Annotated in this window: 18 protein-coding genes; 10 read left to right on the forward strand and 8 right to left on the reverse strand. The window is 73.4% G+C overall.

The annotated features are described in order from the left end of the window. The first annotated feature begins 47 nt into the window (after positions 1-47). Positions 48-995: a LysR substrate-binding domain-containing protein gene (locus ACSNOG_RS17010; protein WP_436753478.1), complete on the forward strand. Its 948-nt coding sequence runs from the start codon at positions 48-50 to the stop codon at positions 993-995. On the opposite strand, the gene ACSNOG_RS17015 is transcribed toward ACSNOG_RS17010, so the two are convergent. The 5 genes from ACSNOG_RS17015 to ACSNOG_RS17035 all read right to left on the reverse strand — a co-directional run bounded on the left by ACSNOG_RS17015 (position 985) and on the right by ACSNOG_RS17035 (position 7,106). After that, positions 985-1,698 (reverse strand): hypothetical protein, encoded by a 714-nt coding sequence (locus ACSNOG_RS17015; protein ID WP_436753479.1) that lies wholly within the window; start codon positions 1,696-1,698, stop codon positions 985-987. The two genes, ACSNOG_RS17010 and ACSNOG_RS17015, sit on opposite strands and share 11 nt — an antisense overlap. A gap of 64 nt (positions 1,699-1,762) precedes the next feature. Further along, positions 1,763-3,175, reverse strand: a complete 1,413-nt coding sequence (locus tag ACSNOG_RS17020) for a sensor histidine kinase (protein ID WP_436753480.1) — start codon at positions 3,173-3,175, stop codon at positions 1,763-1,765. A 5-nt stretch (positions 3,176-3,180) separates the two neighbouring features. Beyond that, the gene (locus tag ACSNOG_RS17025; protein ID WP_436753481.1) at positions 3,181-3,864 is read right to left on the reverse strand and encodes a response regulator transcription factor; all 684 of its coding nucleotides are present in this window, start codon (positions 3,862-3,864) and stop codon (positions 3,181-3,183) included. A gap of 259 nt (positions 3,865-4,123) precedes the next feature. After that, complete coding sequence (locus tag ACSNOG_RS17030) at positions 4,124-5,473, reverse strand: hypothetical protein (protein ID WP_436753482.1); 1,350 nt, start codon at positions 5,471-5,473, stop codon at positions 4,124-4,126. A 97-nt stretch (positions 5,474-5,570) separates the two neighbouring features. Next, positions 5,571-7,106 (reverse strand): LCP family protein, encoded by a 1,536-nt coding sequence (locus ACSNOG_RS17035; protein ID WP_436753483.1) that lies wholly within the window; start codon positions 7,104-7,106, stop codon positions 5,571-5,573. A gap of 211 nt (positions 7,107-7,317) precedes the next feature. On the opposite strand from ACSNOG_RS17035, the gene tatA reads away from it, so the two are divergent. The 3 genes from tatA to ACSNOG_RS17050 all read left to right on the forward strand — a co-directional run bounded on the left by tatA (position 7,318) and on the right by ACSNOG_RS17050 (position 10,250). Next, entirely contained in the window at positions 7,318-7,536 is a 219-nt protein-coding gene (gene tatA / locus ACSNOG_RS17040; RefSeq protein ID WP_436753484.1) for a Sec-independent protein translocase subunit TatA, read from the forward strand. Positions 7,537-7,630: 94 nt separating this feature from the next. Continuing rightward, entirely contained in the window at positions 7,631-9,007 is a 1,377-nt protein-coding gene (locus ACSNOG_RS17045; protein ID WP_436753485.1) for an alkaline phosphatase, read from the forward strand. A gap of 304 nt (positions 9,008-9,311) precedes the next feature. Beyond that, a complete protein-coding gene (locus ACSNOG_RS17050) occupies positions 9,312-10,250 on the forward strand; it encodes a beta-ketoacyl-ACP synthase III (RefSeq protein WP_436753486.1) in 939 nt (312 codons plus the stop codon). Positions 10,251-10,336: 86 nt separating this feature from the next. Here ACSNOG_RS17050 and ACSNOG_RS17055 read toward each other — a convergent pair whose 3' ends face one another. Next, complete coding sequence (locus tag ACSNOG_RS17055) at positions 10,337-11,248, reverse strand: glutaminase (RefSeq protein WP_436753487.1); 912 nt, start codon at positions 11,246-11,248, stop codon at positions 10,337-10,339. Positions 11,249-11,435: 187 nt separating this feature from the next. Between ACSNOG_RS17055 and ACSNOG_RS17060 the strand changes: the two genes are divergently transcribed. Beyond that, on the forward strand, positions 11,436-12,026 hold the full coding sequence (locus tag ACSNOG_RS17060; RefSeq protein WP_436753488.1) for an N-acetylmuramoyl-L-alanine amidase: 591 nt from the start codon (positions 11,436-11,438) through the stop codon (positions 12,024-12,026). A 43-nt stretch (positions 12,027-12,069) separates the two neighbouring features. Next, on the forward strand, positions 12,070-12,990 hold the full coding sequence (locus tag ACSNOG_RS17065; RefSeq protein ID WP_436753489.1) for a 1-aminocyclopropane-1-carboxylate deaminase/D-cysteine desulfhydrase: 921 nt from the start codon (positions 12,070-12,072) through the stop codon (positions 12,988-12,990). A 15-nt stretch (positions 12,991-13,005) separates the two neighbouring features. Here the strand turns inward: ACSNOG_RS17065 and ACSNOG_RS17070 are convergent, their stop codons facing one another. Then, the gene (locus ACSNOG_RS17070; RefSeq protein ID WP_436753490.1) at positions 13,006-14,610 is read right to left on the reverse strand and encodes a Na+/H+ antiporter; all 1,605 of its coding nucleotides are present in this window, start codon (positions 14,608-14,610) and stop codon (positions 13,006-13,008) included. 66 nt (positions 14,611-14,676) lie between these two features. On the opposite strand from ACSNOG_RS17070, the gene ACSNOG_RS17075 reads away from it, so the two are divergent. From ACSNOG_RS17075 to ACSNOG_RS17090, 4 genes are all read left to right on the forward strand, one after another. After that, entirely contained in the window at positions 14,677-14,937 is a 261-nt protein-coding gene (locus ACSNOG_RS17075; RefSeq protein ID WP_436753491.1) for a UBP-type zinc finger domain-containing protein, read from the forward strand. A 22-nt stretch (positions 14,938-14,959) separates the two neighbouring features. Next, complete coding sequence (locus ACSNOG_RS17080) at positions 14,960-15,496, forward strand: N-acetyltransferase family protein (RefSeq protein ID WP_436753492.1); 537 nt, start codon at positions 14,960-14,962, stop codon at positions 15,494-15,496. A gap of 230 nt (positions 15,497-15,726) precedes the next feature. Then, positions 15,727-16,140, forward strand: coding sequence for an anti-sigma regulatory factor (locus ACSNOG_RS17085; protein ID WP_030366270.1), 414 nt, complete (start codon positions 15,727-15,729; stop codon positions 16,138-16,140). Positions 16,141-16,195: 55 nt separating this feature from the next. Next, on the forward strand, positions 16,196-17,071 hold the full coding sequence (locus ACSNOG_RS17090) for an RNA polymerase sigma factor SigF (RefSeq protein WP_436753496.1): 876 nt from the start codon (positions 16,196-16,198) through the stop codon (positions 17,069-17,071). 67 nt (positions 17,072-17,138) lie between these two features. Here ACSNOG_RS17090 and ACSNOG_RS17095 read toward each other — a convergent pair. Then, the coding region (locus ACSNOG_RS17095; RefSeq protein WP_436753493.1) for a hypothetical protein at positions 17,139-17,537 on the reverse strand (399 nt) is incomplete at its 5' end.

The raw sequence follows: 17,537 nt of genomic DNA on the forward strand, positions 1-17,537 counted from the left end.
TTCTCATCCTTTGATGAGCAGGATTGATCGATCGGCGGGGGCGGAACGTGAGCAGGGGCGCAGGGACGGGCGTGAGCGTGGGCGCGGACCTGCGGGAGCTCGAGTGCTTCCTCGTCCTCGCCGAGGAACTGCACTTCGGCCGGGCCGGCGAGCGGCTGTACGTGTCGCAGGGCCGCGTCAGCCAGCTCCTGTGCTCCCTCGAAGGCCGCATCGGCGCGCGGCTGTTCGACCGCACCAGCCGCCGCGTGGCCCTCACGCCGCTCGGCGAGCGGTTCCTGGCCGGGCTGCGGCCCGCGTACGGGGCGCTCGCGGGCGTGGTGGACGAGGCCCGGGCCGCGGCCCGCGGCGTCGAGGGCGTCCTGCGGATCGGCTTCCAGGGCACGGCGGACGGCGGGGTGATGGAGGCCGTCGCCACGTTCGAGGAGCGCCGGCCGGGGTGCGTGGTCGAGCTCGTGGAGATCCCGCTGAGCGACCCGTTCGGCGCCGTTCGCGCCGGTGAAGTGGACGCGGCGGTGGTGCTGTTGCCCGCGGAGGAGCCGGACCTGGCCGTGGGGCCGGTCTTCTCCCGCCGGCAGCAGACGCTGGCGGTGTCCGTCCGGCATCCCTTCGCGGGCCGTGCCGGGATCGGCGCGGAGGAGCTCGCGGACTGCCCGCTCGTCGTTCCCGCGGGCCCCGCCCCGGCGTACTGGCGCGAGGCCCAGGCCCCCGTGGTCACGCCCGGCGGGCGCCCGGTGCCGCGCGGCCCGGAGGTGACGACCTTGCAGGAAGGCATCACCCTGACCGCCGCCGGGCGCGCCGGGATGCTGTTGTGCCGGCCGACGGCCGACTACCACGGGCGCCGCGACGTCGCGTTCGTCCCGGTGACGGGCCTGCCCGCCTCCGCCCTGGGTCTGGTGCGGCGGCCGGCCGCGGAGACGGAGCGGCTGCGGGCGTTCGGCCGGGTCCTGGCGCAGGTCACCGGCGGGGCCGTCAGCGGCCGGGACGTCACCGGCTGAGGCCGCCGGAGGACGGGGCCTCGGGGAAACCGCCGGGCGGCCCGGTGGGGAACCCCTTGGGCGGGCCGGAGGGGAACCCGCTCGGGAAGCCGGTGGGAAAGCCCGTGGGGAACCCGCTCGGGAAACCCGTCGGAAGGTCGCCCGACGGGCCGTCCGGCGGGGTCGGCAGGGCCGGCGGCGTCACCGGAGGGGCCGACGCGGGAGCCGACGGCCACGGCTCCTTGATCCGCTCCGTGACCTCGTCCTTCGCGGGCTTGAAGACGCTCAGGTAAAAGATCCCGAAGCCCACGCACCCGGCCACGAAGAAGGACAGGAAGACCAGCAGGATCCCCATGCCCACCCGCGTCCTGGTGTCGCCGGGCGGAATGGCCGTGGCCCGGTCCGGGCGGCCCTGCGGGTAGCGGACGACGACGGTGTCCCCCTCGATGACCGTCGCCGACCCGCCCGCCTCCTCGAACCGCCGCTGCCGCCCGTCCCCGTCGGTGAACTCGTAGACGTGGTGCAGCGTGGTCGAGGACGACCGGTGCGCGCCCTGCCGGCGCGTGACCGTCGTCGCGTACAGGCGCAGGCAGCGCCCCTGCACCTCGATGCCGCTGCGCCACGCGGCGCGCAGCCGCCGCATCCGCATCGCCGCCCACACCATGCCGGCGAGGCCGCCCGCCGCCATGAGTGCGGGCAGCGCGAGGATGACGATGTCGAACATGAACCCCCCGATGTCGGATGTGTGTGCGCATATTCAACTGTGTCGGGGGTTCCTGCGCCATGACTTAGATCTTGGGGCACGGCTCCGCGGACGGCAGCGTGGTGGTGAAGCGGGCGCCGCGCGGACTGTCGGTGACCTCCAGGGTTCCGTGGTGGACGGTCGCGATGTGGTGGGCGATGGCGAGGCCGAGGCCCGTGCCGCCCGTCGCGCGCGTACGGGCGTCGTCGAGGCGGGTGAAGCGTTCGAAGACGCGCTGCCGGTCGTCCGGGTGGATGCCCGGGCCGTCGTCCTCGACGTGCAGGACCGCGACCCGCCTCCCGGCGTCGTGGCCGGGGCCGAGGCGGACGGTGACGGTGTGGGCGGCGTGCCGGTCGGCGTTGTCGAGGAGGTTGCCCAGGAGGCGGGCGATGAGCGTGTGACGGCCGGGCACGACGACGGGGTCCGTGCCCTCGATGCGGACCTCCAGGGCACGCCGCCCTTGCGGGCGGCGCCGGACCTCCTCGCGGACCAGGGCGGCGAGGTCGACGGGCTGGACTCCCGGCAGCCCTTCGGCGCCGGTCGCGTCCAGCCGGGCGAGGAGCAGCAGGTCGGACGTGATGCTCTGCAGCCGCCGGGTGTCCCCGAGGGCCGCCTCGGCGACCGCCGTCCACTCGGCGTCCCCCGGGTGGGCGAGGGCGATCTCCAGCTCGGCGCGCAGGGCGGCGAGCGGGCTGCGCAGTTCGTGCGAGGCGTCCCCGACGAACCGGCGCTGCTGGTCGACGGCCGCCTGCAGCTGGTCGAGGGTGCTGTTCATCGTGGCGGCCAGCCGGGCCACTTCGTCGCGCGTGCGGGGCACGGGCACCCGGCGCTCCAGGTGGTGCGCGGTGAGCTCGGCGAACTGGGTGCGGATGGCCTCCACGGGGCGCAGCACCCGCCCGGCCACGAACCACGTCGCACCCGCGAGCGCGGCGGTCACCAGCAGCACGGCGGCGGCGAGCAGCCGGACCATGTGGTTCAGGCGGCGCTGCTCGACCTGGAGCCGGTTGGCGACGTGCAGGTAGCGGCCCTCGGTGCCGGCCTGGACGTAGTCGAGGCTGGGGCTCCGGCTGCCGGGGTCGGTCCAGGGCCACAGCGACAACAGGGCGTCGCCGTGCGAGGGTTCGTGGTCGGGCAGGTCGGGGCCGGGGTCCCAGCGCGGCGGGGCGGGGCGGACGCCCGTGGACACCTCCAGGCGGGGGTCGTCGCGGAGCTTGTCGGCCGCGTAGAAGAGCTGGGCGTCCGGGTCGCCGTCGGCCAGCCGGGGGACGGTGGCCACCGTCTTGACCGTGTAGTCGCGGGCCTCCCGCGACAGGTAGTCGCGCAGCGACCCCGCCGCCAGCGCCGCGCCGGCGATCAGCGGGATCAGGGCCGACACGGCCACGAGCCACGTCAGCCGGCCCCGGATGGAGGCGGGCCGCAGCAGCGCGCGCACGCGGCCGGCCCGCTTCGCCCGCCGCACCCGCTTCACCCGGTGGGGGCGTCGGCCGCCAGCCGGTAGCCCACGCCGCGCACGGTCTGGATGGTGTGGCGCCCGAACGGCGCGTCGATCTTCCGGCGCAACGCGCTGACGTGCACCTCCACGATGTTGACGTCGCCCTGGAAGGCCTCGTCCCACACGTGGGCGAGGATCTCGGCCTTGGCGACGACCTCGCCGTCGCGCCGGGCGAGGTACTCCAGGACCGCGAACTCCCGCGCGGTGAGGGGGAGATCGACGGCACCGCGCCGGACGCAGCGGCTCGCGGGGTCGATCTGCAGGTCGCCGACGCGCAGCAGTGCGGGCCGTTCGGGCCTGCCGCGGCGCACCAGCGCGCGCAGCCGGGCGACGAGGGCCACGTAGGAGAAGGGTTTGGTCACGTAGTCGTCGGCGCCCGTGTCCAGGCCCTCGGCCTCGTCGTACTCGCCGTCCTTCGCGGTGAGCATGAGCACCGGCGTCCAGACGCCGGCCTCGCGCAGCCGGGCGCACACGCGGTAGCCGTTGAGACCGGGCAGCATGACGTCGAGCACGACCACGTCGTACGCGTCCTCGGCCGCCAGGTGCAGGCCGGTGTGCCCGTCGTGCGCGACCTCCACCGCGAACCCTTCGGCGACCAGGCCGCGGCGCAGGAGTTCCGCGAGCCGCCGGTCGTCCTCCACCACCAGTATTCGCATGTCTTCAGCATGGCCCGGACCGCGGGCCCGCTGCCTGAAGTCCCCTTAAGGAATCCTCAGCGCGGCTTCAGCACCGGGGTGCGAGCATGCTCGGTGTGTCCTCCCCGGCACTCAGGCCCACCGGGCGCGTACCGGCGGCACACGGGGGTGGGGCCCGTACGCTCTGCGGCCGGGCCCGACCGCCGGTCCGCGCCCCTTCTCGGCCGCGGACGGCCGCCCTGCTCCGGAGGCGGCCGGTCCGCGGCCCCGCGGCGTGCGCTCACCAGTCGCCGCCGCCGAACCCTCCGCCGTCGCCCCCGAAGCCGCCGCCTCCGCCGCCCCAGCCTCCGCCGCCGAAGTCGCCGGAGTCGAAGTCGCTGCCGGTGTAGTCGCCGCCGTCGGGGCCGGTGTCGGCCGGGGCCGCGTAGGCCGGTCCGGAGAGCATGCCGCCCAGCATGGTGCCGACGAGGAGGCCGGGCAGGAGGCCGCCGCCGAAGTAGCCGCCGGCCCAGGGGGCGTAGGCGGGGCCGGCGTTCCAGTAGGGCTGCCGGCCGTCGGCGGTCTGCACCGTGCGGGACAGGGGTTCTTCGCCCTCGGCCACCCTGGCCGCGTCGGCCGCGCAGGCGGGCACGGTGCGCGGCGCGCCGCCCGGGGGCGCCCATGCGACGTCCCGGACGGACGGGCCGTGGCGCGGGTCGAAGAAGCAGGGCACGCGGCGTTCGGGCAGGGGGGAGCCGGTGCGGCGGGCGGCGAGGGTGGCGAGGGCGAAGCGGCCCTTGTCGAGGGTGGCGGTGACGGCGGTGACGTCCTCGGGGTGCGCCACGGCGGCCATCTTCGACTTGGCCTCCTCGTAGGCGTCGAGGGCTTCCTCGTAGTCGCGCCGCATGGCGTCGTCGGCGCCGGGCTCGGAGGGGTGGAAGTCGAGCCGGTCGAGCTCCTCGCCGAAGGCGGTGATGTCCTCGTCGACGACGACGCGCAGGGCGTCGAGCTCGGCCCGCTCGCGCTCCTCGCGCTTGCGCTTGTTGCGCCGGTAGAGGGCGTACGCGCCCGCGCCGCCCGCGACGACAATCGCGCCGCCGGTGATCAGCCCCGTGGCGCCGACGCCGGAATCCGCGCCGTCCCAGGAGCTCGGGGCCCGGCCCCGGGCCTGCCGGTCGGCCTGGTCGACGAAGGCGCCCAGCATGGTCTTGGCGTCGCCGCCGGTGCGCTGGACGGAGCCGACGAGGTTGCCGACCGCGTTGCGGGACATCACCCGGGAGTCGGCGTGGGCGTTGAAGGCGTCGCCGAGCCGGATGGCGTAGACGCCGGCGATGCCGACCTTGGTGCGCAGGTCCTGGAAGACGGTGGCCTTCGGGAACTCCGGGCTGTCGGGCAGGACGGCCACGAAGACCGGCTTCCCCGCGTCCTCGATCTTCTTGGCCAGGGCGTCGGCGTCGGCCGCCGGGAGCTGCCCGGCGGCGCGCGGGTCGACGTAGACCGGGCTCTTGCGCAGTGCCTCGGCGACGGTGTCGATGCCGGTCGCGGCGTGTGCGGAGGGGGCGGGGGCGTAGAGCGCCGTGCCGGCCAGCGCGATCAGGGCGGCGATCAGGACCAGCAGCGGCCTGGGAAGCGCCCGGGGGGTGGCGGGCATGGCGTTGCTCCTCGGATCGAGGTCGATTTCCTACCTATAGCGAAATTTACTCCCAAAACGGATTAACCAGTCATCGGGTTCCCCCGTCTCCCCCGGCTCATCCGTACGAGAGGTTCGCGCAGGGGTCGTCGTCCGCCGACCGGGCCGTGGCGGCGACGTCGGTGGAGAGGGTGCCGGGCGCCGGGGCGGAGGGCGACACGGACGGCCCGGCGCCGCCGGACCCACCCGCGGAAGCACTCCCGGACGCGCTCCCGGACGCGACGCCCGAGGCGGCCCCGACGGCGCTCGCGGACGCGTAGTCGCGACCCACGGTCACCGTGATCCCGTCGGCCGCCACGCCCCGGATGTACGCCCCGGGGAAGAGCCTGGCCACCGTCCGCGCCTCCGCCGCCCGCCCCGGACCGAACTCGATCACGGTGATGCCCGCGTTGCGGACCTCGGCGTTGCCGGTGTCCCCGACCGTGAACCCGTGCTGTTCGAGGGCGGCGGCGGCCCGCGCCGCGAGCCCCGTCACCCTGGTGCCGTTGGCAACCGAGACGCTCACGCCCTCGCCGGAGACCGCCTCCGGCGAGGGCGGGGCCGGGGAAGCCGGTGCCGGAGCCGGGGCCGCCGACCGGGCGGCCTTCGGGCGGTCGCCGCCCGCGTCCTTGCCGTCGATGGTGCGGTCCGCTCTCAGCGAGGCCCACAGCGCGTCGGCCTCGGGCCGGACGATGTCGACGCGGTCCCCCTGGTAGCGCCAGGGGACGGTGATGAACTTGATGTCGTGCAGGCCGATGTCCTTGAGCGACATCGCGAAGGACAGCAGCTTGTCGGCCGAGCCCAGCCCCGGGTCGACGGTCATCGACCGCGTGGCGGCGTCGGCCAGCGGCAGCAGCGTGGCGGGGTTGAAGCCCTGCGCCCGCACCTTCTTGACCAGGCCGGCGAGGAAGGCCTGCTGGCGCTGGATGCGGCCGATGTCGGAGCCGTCGCCGATGCCGTGCCGCACGCGCACGTAGTCCAGGGCCTTCTGCCCGGAGACCGTCTGCTGCCCCTTGGGGAACAGCAGCCCGCCGCGCGAGCCGCGGTGCGGGTCGAGGTCGCCCTGGTAAACGTCCTTGGGCAGGCACACCTCCACCCCGCCGACGGCCGAGGTCATCGCGGAGAAGCCCTCGAAGTCGACGACGACGGTGTGGTCGACGCGCAGCCCGGTGAGCTTCTCCACGGTGTTCTGCGTGCAGGCCGGGTTGCCCTTCGACGACTCCCCCACCGAGAAGGCGGAGTTGAACATCGCCCGCGTCCGGCCGGACGTCCAACTGCCGTCGGGGCGCCGGCACGGCGGGATGTCCACGAGCGTGTCCCGCGGGATCGACACGGCAATGGCGTGCTCGCGATCGCGGTACACGTGCAGCAGGAAGGCGGTGTCGGAGCGGCCGACGTCGCCCTCGCCCCCGCCCAGGCCGCTGTTGCCCCCGGCGCGCGAGTCCGAGCCGATGACCAGGACGTTCTGCCCGGCGGCCCCGGCGCCCGGACGGTTCTTGGACAGCCCGTCCGCGTCGAACGTGCTGATGTTGCCGTTCAGCCGCAGGTAGAGCCAGCCGGCACCCGCGGCCAGCAGCACCACGAACGCCATCACCACGAGCGTCGCCGTCCGCATCCGGTGATGCGTCCCGCTCCCTCGGCTGCCACTCATCCGCGAGCCCTCATCCATTCCCCCGGCCGGCCGTTCCCCGGCGTGTGCCCGGCTCCTCGCCACCTCACCCCGATAGACGGCCGGGCAGCCACTTTGGTTGTCCAGTTGCGCAATCTGGCAAGTATGGTGACCGCAACGGTTACGGAAGCGAGCGGAAGAGAGAGGTGCGCCGATCATGCTGCGCAATGCCCTGGAGCCCTGGCACATCCTCGTGGTGGTGCTCGTGATGGTCGTCCTGTTCGGGTCGCGGAAGCTGCCCGACACCGCCCGCGCGCTCGGCAAGTCCATGCGCATCCTCAAGAGCGAGGCGAAGGCCATGAAGGCCGACGGTCAAGCCGTGGCCGACGGCCGAGCCGCGAAGGCGGATGATCAACCGGCCGACAACCCCCGGTGAACCACAGGACACCTGTACGACTCCTCCGGTACACCCGCCCCTGGTGAGCTTCCCCCGGCCGGACATCCCGCCCGGCCTACGAGGAGGAAAAACCATGGGTTCTCGTCCGCACCGGCGTCGTCTCGCCTGGGGCGCCGCCGCACTGCTCGCCGCCGGCGCCGCGGTACCGGCCGCGGCCGCCGCTTCCGGGGCGGGCGGCGGCTCGGACGTCCCCGCGCTCGGCGCGGGCCACGGCGCCGCGAAGGCCAAGAACGTCATCCTGCTCATCGGTGACGGCATGGGCGACTCGGAGATCACCCTGGCCCGCGACTACACCGTGGGCGCGGCCGGCCGGCTGAACATGGACAAGTTCCCGCTCACCGGCTCGTACACGACGTACTCCGTCGACAAGGACGGCAAGCCGGACTACGTGACGGACTCCGCGGCCAGCGGCACCGGCTGGGCCACCGGGCAGAAGACGGTCAACGGCCGGATATCCAAGTCCCCCGGCACCGACAAGGCCATGCCCACCATCCTGGAGCTGGCCCAGAAGAACGGACTGGCGACCGGCAGCGTCACCACCGCCGAGCTCACCGACGCCACCCCCGCCGTCCTCGCCTCGCACGCCACCGACCGCAGCTGCGCGGGCCCGGCCGACATGAAGGCCTGCCCGAACGACACCGTCGCCAAGGGCGGACCCGGCTCGATCGCCGAGCAGAGCGTGAACCACAAGGTGGACGTGCTGCTGGGCGGCGGCAAGGCCCGCTTCGACCAGAAGATCACCGAGGGCCGCTTCGCGGGCCGGACCGTGACCGAGCAGGCCCGGCAGCTCGGCTACCAGGTCGTCACCGACGACAAGGCCCTGAAGTCCGTCAAGCCCGGCAAGCCGGTGCTGGGCCTGTTCGCCGACGGCAACGTGCCCGTCGAGTGGACGGGCAAGGCCGCCGCCCAGGGCGGCACCGAGCCGCAGCGCTGCGTGACGAACAACCCCGAGCGCAAGGCCGGCACCCCGAGCCTGGAGAACCAGACCCGCAAGGCGCTGCAGCTCCTGGAGGCCAAGCAGAAGGGCTCCGGGTCCAAGAAGGGCTTCTTCCTGCAGGTCGAGGGCGCCTCGATCGACAAGCGCGACCACGCCGCCGACCCGTGCGGCCAGATCGGCGAGACCGCGGCCCTCGACCGCGCCGTCAAGGTCGCCCGCGACTACGCGGCGCAGCACCCGGACACCCTGGTCGTCACCACCGCCGACCACGGCCACACCAGCCAGATCGTCCCGCTGGAGGCCACCCCGCCCGGCCTGTCCTCCACGCTGGTCACCGACGAGGGCGGCAAGCTCAAGGTCAACTACTCCACCAACACCCCGGGCAAGGCGCAGGAGCACACCGGCACCCAGGTGCGCATCGCCGCCCAGGGCCCGCAGGCGGAGCGCGTCCTCGGGGTCACCGACCAGACGCAGCTGTTCACGACGATCCGCAAGGCGCTCTCACTGCGCTGACGCCGGAGCGTGGCCGGTGCGGCACCCAGCGGCGCCGGCAATGTCACAGATCACCACAGGGGGGACAGGGCCCGGCCGCCGCAGCGGCCGGGCCCTGCGGGTTGTGCCAGTTATCCAGGCAGAACATTGGGCGGATCACATACCCGGTTGCGGGCGTGCAGCGTCAAGACTGTGAATTCCGTACGGATATCCGTACGCGGGGTCCCGACACCGGTCTCGTACGTCCGGGTCCGTCCCGTCCGTACGCCTTCGCCCCGCACTTTCCTTCGTACCACCCCGCCAGCCCTCGCAGGAGGAACCGCCGATGACCGGGTCCCGCGTCCTCGCCCTCGGCCACTACCAGCCCGCCCGGGTGCTGACCAACGACGAGCTGGCGACCATGGTCGACACCAGCGACGAGTGGATCCGCTCCCGCGTCGGCATCCGCACCCGCCGGGTCGCCGCGCCCGACGAGACGGTCGCCGACATGGCGGCCGAGGCCGCCGGCAAGGCGCTGGCCCACAGCGGGCTCGCGGCGGACGAGATCGACCTCGTCCTCGTCGCCACCTGCACGGCCGACGACCGCAGCCCGAACACGGCCGCCCGCGTCGCGGCCGCGCTGGGCCTCGCCACGCCCGCCACCATGGACGTCAACGTCGTCTGCTCCGGCTTCACCCACGCGCTGGCCAGCGCCGACCACGCCATCCGGGCCGGCGCCGCGACGAACGCCCTGGTCATCGGCGTGGAGAAGTTCACCTCCGTGACCGACTGGACCGACCGGACGACGTGCGTCCTGACCGGCGACGGGGCGGGCGCCGCCGTCGTCACGGCCTCGGTCGAGCCCGAGATCGGGCCGGTCGTGTGGGGCTCGGTGCCCGGCATGGGGCACGCCGTGCGGATCGAGGGCACGCCCTCCCGCTTCTCCCAGGAGGGCCAGTCGGTCTACCGCTGGGCCACCACGCAGCTGCCGCCCATCGCCCGCCGGGTCTGCGAGCGGGCCGGCATCGCGCCGGAGGACCTCGCCGCGGTCGTCCTGCACCAGGCCAACCTGCGGATCATCGAGCCGGTCGCCCGCAAGCTCGGGGCGGTCAACGCGATCGTCGCGACGGACGTCACCGAGTCGGGCAACACCTCCGCCGCGAGCATTCCGCTCGCGCTCTCCAAGCTGGTCGAGCGCGCGGAGGTGCCGTCGGGCGCCCCGATCCTGCTCTTCGGCTTCGGCGGCAACCTCTCCTACGCGGGCCAGGTCATCCGCTGCCCGTAAGGAACCGCGCCCCGTAAGAGGCGCGGGGAACTGCGCGACCAGCCACACACGACCCGCAGCCGGCCGACACGCACCCGGCGTAGCGTCTAAAACACCGACCACCCGGTCAAGGTCGTGAAGTGGTCCAGCGCAGCGACCCCGGCGACGGAGTTGCCCCGCGCGTCGAGCCCGGGGCTCCACACGCACAGCGTGCACCGTCCCGGTATCACGGCGACGATGCCGCCCCCGACGCCGCTCTTGCCCGGCAGGCCCACGCGGTAGGCGAAGTCCCCGGCCGCGTCGTACGTACCGCACGTGAGCATGACGGCGTTGACCTGCTTCGCCTCGCGCCGCGGCAGCAGCCGCGAGCCGTCGGCCCGCAGCCCGTGGCGGGCCAGGAAGCTGCCCGCGCGAGCGAGGTCGCGGCAGCTCATCTCGATGGAGCACTGCCAGAAGTAGTGCTCCAGGACGGTGGGCACGGGGTTGTCGAGGTTGCCGTAGCTGGCCATGAAGTGCGCGAGGGCGGCGTTGCGGTCGCCGTGCTCGGTCTCGGAGGCGGCGACGGCGGGGTCGAAGGCCACATCCGGGTTGCCGCTCTCGGCGCGCAGGAACTCCAGCATGGTGGTGCTGGCGTCGCCGGTGAGCGTCTGCAGCCGGTCGGTGACGACGAGCGCGCCCGCGTTGATGAACGGATTGCGCGGGATGCCGTTCTCGTATTCGAGTTGGACCAGCGAGTTGAAGGGATTTCCGGACGGTTCCGTTCCGACCCGCTCCCAGATCTTCCCGCCGCCCTCGGCCAGCACGAGCGCCAGGCTGAAGGCCTTGGAGATGGACTGCACGGAGAAGGGCTTCTCCCAGTCGCCGATGCCGTACACGCCGCCGTCGACGTCCGCGACGGCCATGCCGAACTGGTTGACGTCCACTTCGGCGAGGGCGGGGATGTAGTCGGCCACCTGGCCACGGCCGACGAGCGGGCGGGCGAAGGCGGTGACCTCTTCGAGGACGGCCTGGTAGTCCACAGTCCTTGGTCCGTACTTCCGTGTCGACGACGCTGTCGACGATGCGATCGGTGGGATATTCGGCCAACGGCCGGATCGGCTCGCACGATATCCGAACGCCCGGCCCACCTGCGAACTTTTGGGTACAAGGGGGTCATTCGGCCTACGCGACCGGCGTACGCCACCTGACGAACCGAAGGAGGGCGGCATGGCCCCACCCATGTCCGCGAACGAGTTCCTGGCCGCGCTCAGACGCGAGGGCGCCACCGTCGTCGAAGTGGAGGGCTGGCGCAACCACAACCGGGCCGGGCACGGCCCCTGGGGGCCGGTCAACGGCGTGATGATCCACCACTCCGCCACGTCCGGCACCGACAGCACCGTGCGCCTGTGCTGGAACGGCTACGACGAGCTGCCGGGCCCCCTGTGCCACGGGGTCATCGCCAAGGACGGCGCGATCCACCTCGTCGGCTGCGGGCGCGCCAACCACGCCGGGGGCGGCGACGGCGACGTCCTGGAGGCGGTGATCGCCGAGAAGCGGCTGCCGCCGGTCCGCTGGGCGGACACCGACGGGAACGTCCACTTCTACGGCTTCGAGTGCGTCAACCGCGGTGACGGCGAGGACCCCTGGCCGCAGGACCAGCTGCTGGCCGTCGAACAGGTGGCGGCCGCGATCTGCCGGCACCACGGCTGGACCGAGCGGTCCGTCATCGGCCACCTGGAGTGGCGTCCCGGCAAGTCCGACCCCGTCGGCTTCTCCATGGAGTGGCTGCGCGAGCGGGTCCGCGAGCGGCTGAAGTGAGGCTCCCCGTGGCCCGCCCGCCCGCTCACGCGACAATGGGGGCGTGACCAGCCATCCCCCCGCCGCCGGCAGCGCCGGGCTCGCCGGCCTGCGGCCGCGGCTGCCGTCCCCCCTCGTGGAGCTCCCGGACGAGCGGTTCGCCCGGCACGGCGTACGGCTGCTGCTCAAGCGGGACGACCTGATACACCCCGAGCTGCCCGGCAACAAGTGGCGCAAGCTCGCGCCCAATCTGCGGGCCGCGGCGGAAGAGGGCCGGCACACCCTGCTGACGTTCGGCGGCGCCTACTCCAACCACCTGCGGGCCACCGCCGCGGCGGGCCGCCTGCTCGGCTTCGCCACCGTCGGCGTCGTCCGCGGCGAGGAGCTCGCCGACCGGCCGCTGAACCCGTCGCTGCGCTCCTGCGCCGCGTCCGGCATGCGGCTGGTGTTCGTCGACCGCACCACCTACCGCCGCAAGGCGGAGCCGGAGGTGCTGGCCCGGCTGACCGGGCAGGCGGGCGGCGACTGCTTCGTCGTGCCCGAGGGCGGCTCCAACGCCGCCGCCGTGCTCGGCTGCGCGGAGCTCGGGCGCGAGCTGCGCGGCATGGCGGACGTCGTCGGCGTCGCCTGCGGCACGGGCGGCACGCTCGCCGGCCTGGCCGCCGGGCTGGGCGAGGGACAGCGGGCGATCGGCTTCCCCGTGCTCAAGGGCGGCTTCCTGGGCGCGGAGACCGAGCGCCTGCAGGGCGAGGCGTTCGGCGGGCGGCGCGGCGCGTGGCGGCTCGACGAGCGCTTCCACTGCGGCGGCTACGCGAAGACGTCACCCGCGCTGGACGCCTTCGCCGACGACTTCGCGGCCCGCCACGGCCTGCCGCTGGAGCGCCTGTACGTGGCGAAGATGCTGCACGGCCTGACGACCCTGACGGAGGAGGGAGCGTTCCCCAGGGGAACGACGGTGGCGGCGGTCATCACGGGCTCGCCCTGACCTTCGGGCGGCACGTCAGGCCGCACCGCCCTCCTCGCGGTACGCGGCGGCCTCTTCCAAGTCCAGCCGCCGCAACAGCGTGCGCAGCATCTCGTCGTCGATCCGCCGCTGGTCCCGCAACGCGACGAAGACCTCCCGCTCGGCCCCGATCATCTCCCTGGAGAGCCGCCGGTAGATGTCGTCGGCGGACTCCCCCGTCACCGCACTGACCGTCCCGAGCCGCTCCCACACCGCGTTGCGCCGCCGCTCCATGACGCCCCGGAGCCGGTCGGCCAGCGGCGGCGGCAGGGCGTTGTTCTCGTCGGCGAGGAGTTCGTCCAGGCGCCGCTCGGCGGCGACGGAGGCCTCGTTCTGGGCCTGCGCCTCGGCGAGGGTGTCCGCGGCGCTGTCGCGCGCGGGCAGCCGCAGCGCGCGGATCAGCGGGGGGAGCGTGAGCCCCTGGACGACGAGGGTGCCGATGACGGTCGTGAAGGTGAGGAACAGGACGAGGTCGAGGTGGGGGAAGGGCTCCCCGGAGTGCGTGGTGGCCGGGATGGAGAAGGCGATGGCGAGGGAGACCACGCCCCGCATGCCGGCCCAGCCGACGACGAGCGGGCTCTTCCAGGTGGTGTCGGTCTCCCGCTCGCGGATCCGCGCGGACAGGGCGCGCGGCAGGAACGTCGCGGGGTAGACCCAGACGAAGCGGGCCGCCACGACGGCGAGGAAGACGGCGACCGCGTACCAGGCGACCGCCCCCGCCCCGTAGGCGTCGAGGCCGCGCAGCACGACGGGGAGCTGCAGTCCGATGAGGGCGAAGACGGCGGACTCCAGGACGAAGGAGACCATTTTCCACACGGCGGCTTCCTGCAGCCGCGTGGCGAAGTCGACCTGCCAGGAGTGGTGTCCGAGCCAGAGGGCGACGACCACGACGGCGAGCACCCCTGAGGCGTGGAACCCCTCGGCGGCGGCGTAGGCGGCGAAGGGGATCAGCAGGGAGAGGGTGTTCTGCAGCAGGGGTTCGCGCAGGTGCTTGCGGAGCCAGTGCAGCGGGACCATGAGGGCCAGGCCGACGCCGATGCCGCCGAGGGAGGCGACGGCGAACTCCGTGATGCCCTCGCCCCAGGTGGCGCCCGTGCCGAGGGCGGCGGCGAGGGCCACCTTGTAGGCGGTGATGGCGGTCGCGTCGTTCACGAGGGACTCGCCCTGCAGGATGGTGGTGATGCGCGAGGGCAGGCCGAGGCGGCGGGCGATGGCGGTGGCGGCGACGGCGTCGGGCGGGGCGATGACGGCGCCGAGGACGAGGGCGGCCGTGGGCGGCAGGCCCGGCACGACGAGGTAGATCGCGTAGCCGACGGCGAGGGTCGCGAAGAGGACGTAGCCGACGGACAGCAGCGCGACGGGCCGGAGGTTGGCCCGCAGGTCGAGGTAGGAGCTGTCGAGCGCGGCCGTGTGCAGCAGCGGCGGCAGCAGGAGGGGCAGGACGACGCCGGGGTCGAGGGTGTAGTCCGGCACGCCGGGGATCTGGGAGGCGACGAGTCCCGCGGCCACGAGCAGCAGGGGCGCGGGTACGGGGGTGCGCCGCGCCGCGCCGGCGAGGGCGGCACTCACCGCGACCAGCATCAGCAGTGGCATGACGTCCATCGGTCCGGCAGTCCCCTCGTCGGTGCGCGTGCTCGCTTGTCGGCGGTGCGATCTAATCTGGCAATCATGAGCGACTGCCAGCACCTTCCCGCGCTGCCGCGCCCCGAGCCCGTCGCCGTGCACCCGACGTGCCCGGAGTGCGAGGCGGCCGGCAGCCACCCCGTGCAGCTGCGGCTGTGCCTGGTCTGCGGCCACGTCGGGTGCTGCGACTCCTCGCCGTACCGGCACGCCACGGGCCACTTCCGGGAGACGGGACACGCCGTGATGCGCAGCTTCGAGCCGGGCCAGAGCTGGCGTTGGTGCTACGTGGACCAGCGGCTGGTCTGACGCCGCCCGCTAGCATGCACGCATGATCCGAGCCGCGACGCCCGCAGACGTGCCCGCCCTCCACGCGATGATCCGCGAACTCGCGGAGTACGAACGGTCGGTGGAGGACGCGCGGGCGACCGAGGAACAGCTGCACGAGGCCCTCTTCGGGGAGCACCCCGCGGCGTTCGCACTGATAGCGGAGAGTGACGGATCTACGGGCGGTCCTGGGGACAGTGGGGCGCCGGTGACGGCGGAGCCGGTCGGCTTCGCGATCTGGTTCCGCAACTTCTCCACCTGGACGGGCACGCACGGTGTCTGGCTGGAGGATCTCTACGTGCGCCCCGAGGCGCGCGGCGGGGGCTACGGCAAGGCGCTCCTCGCGACCCTCGCCCGGATCTGCGCCGACCGCGGCTACCAGCGTTTCGAATGGTCAGTGCTGGACTGGAACACGCCCTCGATCGGGTTCTACAAATCCCTCGGGGCCGAACCCATGGACGAATGGACCACCTACCGCTTGTCCGGAGAACCCCTCCGCACCCTTGCGGCGCTCGCGCAGAGTGACGAAAATCCCAACTAGGCGACAGCTCTTTCGATTTGGGACCGCAAGCCTCTAGCCACTGTCCGTGCTCATGGGTTTACCATGAGTGACAGTCGCGGGGCTGCTCCACGGACCCGCAGATCGCGATAGCGTCGCAGCCGAACCATGTGCCGCACCGGCCCGCGCGCGACCTTCGACCGAAGGGCGGCCGAGGGCGGGGGCCGGCGCTCGTAACAGCTCAAGAAGCTTGTGCCACCTTGGAGGTGAGGGTGTCCCCAATCGCAGGCGAGCCCGGGACCCAGGACTTCGTGGAAGTCCGGCTGCCCGCTGCGGGTGCCTACCTGTCGGTGCTGCGAACGGCGACAGCCGGTCTCGCGGCCCGCTTGGACTTCACCCTCGACGAGATCGAGGACTTGCGCATCGCGGTGGACGAGGCGTGCGCGATCCTTCTGCAACAAGCCGTGCCCGGCTCCGTTCTCAGCTGCGTCTTCCGCCTGGTGGGCGACGCGCTGCGGGTGACCGTCTCGGCGCCCACCACGGACGGCCGCGCACCCGAGCGCGACACCTTCGCCTGGACGGTGCTCTCCGCCCTGGCCGGTGAGGTCGACTCGACCGTCGCCGACGACCGTACGGTCAGCATCAGCCTGCACAAGAAGCGCGGCGCCGGCCCCGGACAGCCGTGACGGAAGAGGGGGCTCCGTGAGTACTGCATCGTCGCGGGGGGTGCGTACCCCGGCCATCCCGCAGCAGCCCGCCCGACAGCTGCCGGGCGATCCTGCGAATCCCGCGCCGGACGAGGCGGGCGACCCACCAGAGCGGGCGGACCACATGGACCAGCACCAGCACCGGCACTCCACCGCGCAGGACCGCAGTGGTGCCCGGGCCCTGTTCATCGAGCTGCGGGCGCTGCCGGACGGTTCGCCCGAGCGGGCCGAGCTGCGCAACCACCTCGTGCGGATGCACCTGCCGCTGGTGGAGCACCTGGCCCGGCGCTTCCGCAACCGCGGGGAGCCGCTCGACGACCTCACCCAGGTCGCCACCATCGGCCTGATCAAGTCGGTGGACCGCTTCGACCCCGACCGCGGCGTCGAGTTCTCCACGTACGCGACCCCCACGGTCGTCGGGGAGATCAAGCGGCACTTCCGCGACAAGGGCTGGGCGGTCCGCGTCCCGCGCCGGCTGCAGGAGCTGCGCCTGGCCCTGACCACGGCCACCGCCGAGCTCTCCCAGCGGCACGGCCGCGCCCCCACCGTCCACGAGCTGGCCGAGCACCTGGGGATCTCCGAGGAGGAGGTGCTGGAGGGGCTGGAGTCCGCCAACGCCTACAGCACCCTCTCCCTGGACGTGCCCGACACGGACGACGAGTCCCCGGCCGTCGCGGACACCCTCGGCGCGGAGGACGAGGCGCTGGAGGGCGTCGAGTACCGCGAGTCCCTCAAGCCACTGCTGGAGGACCTGCCGCCGCGGGAGAAGAAGATCCTGCTGCTGAGGTTCTTCGGCAACATGACCCAGTCCCAGATCGCCCAGGAGGTCGGGATCTCGCAGATGCACGTGTCACGGCTGCTGGCGAGGACGCTGGCCCAGCTGCGGGACAGGCTGCTGATCGAGGAGTAGGCACCCGAAGGCAGGACAGAGCCGTCCCGCGCAGGAGGACCGGGGTCCGGGGCGGAGCCCCGTGGCCTCAGTCCCGCGGGCCGATCCCGAGCGCCTCGGTCGCCGTGGGGTTCACCAGCAGCACAAGCGTGCCCAAAGCCACAGCGGTCAGCGCCACCGCGGCGGCGACCATCGCCCCACCGGCCACGTAGAGCGTCCAGGCCACCGGCAGCGCCATGATCTGCGTGATCATGGCGGGCCCGCGGCTCCACCGGCGGCGCAGCCACAGCCCGCGCGCGGCCGTCAGTGGGAGCACGGCCAGCGCGAGCACGGTCAGACCGCCCGTCTCGGCCTGCTGGGGGCTGTCCGGCTTGCCGAGCAGGCCCATGACCAGCAGGTAGATACCGGCGGCGGCGAGCGCCACGCCCTCGACGCCGGTCAGTGCGGCCGCGGCCGTCAGCCGGGCCGGGCGGGGCCCGGCCCCCGG

Origin of the sequence: Streptomyces sp. URMC 124, from assembly GCF_051386455.1 — a bacterium.
Classification (GTDB): Bacteria; Actinomycetota; Actinomycetes; order Streptomycetales; family Streptomycetaceae; genus Streptomyces.